This window comes from Klebsiella sp. MS 92-3, from assembly GCF_000195655.1.
Lineage (GTDB): Bacteria > Pseudomonadota > Gammaproteobacteria > Enterobacterales > Enterobacteriaceae > Klebsiella > Klebsiella pneumoniae.
Map to the genome: position 1 here is coordinate 9,055 of NZ_GL882844.1, position 1,868 is coordinate 10,922.

Annotated in this window: 1 protein-coding gene; it reads left to right on the forward strand. The window is 60.8% G+C overall.

Translation table 11 applies throughout. From position 1 onward, the window contains the following. The coding region (locus tag HMPREF9538_RS06255; protein WP_009485929.1) for a Tn3 family transposase at window positions 1-1,769 on the forward strand (1,769 nt) is incomplete at its 5' end. Window positions 1,770-1,868 lie beyond the last annotated feature (99 nt).

Sequence of the window (1,868 nt, forward strand, 5' to 3'; positions counted from 1 at the left end):
GGGGGGCGCCCCCCGCCGCCAAGGGTGTGCTCGATGCCATCGACATGCTGCGCGGCATGAACAGCGACAGCGCGCGCAAGGTGCCCGCCGATGCGCCAACCGCATTCATCAAGCCGCGCTGGGCAAAGCTGGTTCTGACCGACGACGGCATCGACCGGCGTTACTACGAGTTATGCGCCCTGTCGGAGCTGAAGAACGCGCTGCGCTCCGGTGATGTCTGGGTGCAGGGTTCTCGCCAGTTCAAGGACTTCGACGAATACCTGGTGCCGGTCGAGAAGTTCGCCACTTTGAAGCTGGCCAGCGAATTGCCGCTGGCAGTGGCCACCGACTGCGACCAATACCTGCATGACCGGTTGGAATTGTTGGAGGCGCAACTCGCCACAGTCAACCGCATGGCTGCGGCCAACGACTTACCGGATGCCATCATCACCACCGCGTCAGGCCTGAAGATCACGCCGCTGGACGCGGCAGTACCAGACGCCGCGCAAGCCATGATCGACCAGACAGCTATGCTGCTGCCGCACCTCAAAATCACCGAGTTGCTGATGGAGGTCGATGAATGGACGGGCTTCACCCGCCACTTCACACACCTGAAGACCAGCGACACGGCCAAGGACAAAACCTTGCTGTTGACGACGATCCTGGCCGACGCGATCAACCTGGGTCTGACCAAAATGGCCGAGTCCTGCCCTGGCACCACCTACGCCAAGCTGTCCTGGCTGCAAGCCTGGCACATCCGCGATGAAACCTATTCGACGGCGCTGGCCGAGCTGGTGAATGCGCAGTTTCGGCAACCCTTCGCCGGCAACTGGGGTGACGGCACCACGTCATCGTCGGACGGCCAGAACTTCAGAACCGGCAGCAAAGCAGAAAGCACTGGTCATATCAACCCGAAGTATGGAAGCAGTCCAGGACGGACTTTCTACACCCATATCTCCGACCAGTACGCGCCCTTCAGTGCCAAGGTGGTCAACGTGGGCATTCGTGATTCAACTTACGTGCTTGATGGCCTGCTGTACCACGAGTCGGACTTGCGCATCGAGGAACACTACACCGACACGGCAGGCTTCACCGATCACGTGTTTGGCTTGATGCATTTGCTGGGATTTCGCTTCGCGCCGCGTATCCGTGACTTGGGCGAAACCAAGCTATTCATCCCCAAGGGCGATGCCGCCTATGACGCGCTCAAGCCGATGATTAGCAGCGACAGGCTGAACATCAAGCAAATACGCGCCCATTGGGATGAAATTCTGCGGCTGGCCACCTCCATCAAGCAAGGCACGGTAACGGCTTCGCTGATGCTGCGCAAACTCGGCAGCTACCCGCGCCAGAACGGCTTGGCCGTGGCGTTGCGCGAGCTGGGGCGCATCGAGCGCACGCTGTTCATTTTGGATTGGCTGCAAAGCGTGGAGCTGCGCCGCCGCGTCCATGCGGGGCTGAATAAGGGCGAGGCGCGCAACGCGCTGGCCAGGGCGGTCTTCTTCTACCGATTGGGTGAAATCCGCGACCGCAGTTTTGAGCAGCAGCGCTACCGGGCCAGCGGCCTCAATCTGGTGACGGCGGCCATCGTGTTGTGGAACACGGTATATCTGGAGCGTGCCACCAGTGCTTTGCGTGGCAACGGCACGGCGCTGGACGACACATTGTTGCAATATCTGTCGCCGCTGGGGTGGGAGCACATCAACCTGACCGGCGATTACCTATGGCGCAGCAGCGCCAAGGTCGGTGCGGGGAAGTTTAGGCCATTGCGACCGCTGCCACCGGCTTAGCGTGCTTTATTTTCCGTTTTCTGAGACGACCCCAAGTTGAATGGAGTACCGCGGGTAAATGGCGCCGTCGCCCGGCGCAGCCGGCTGCTGTTTTGACAG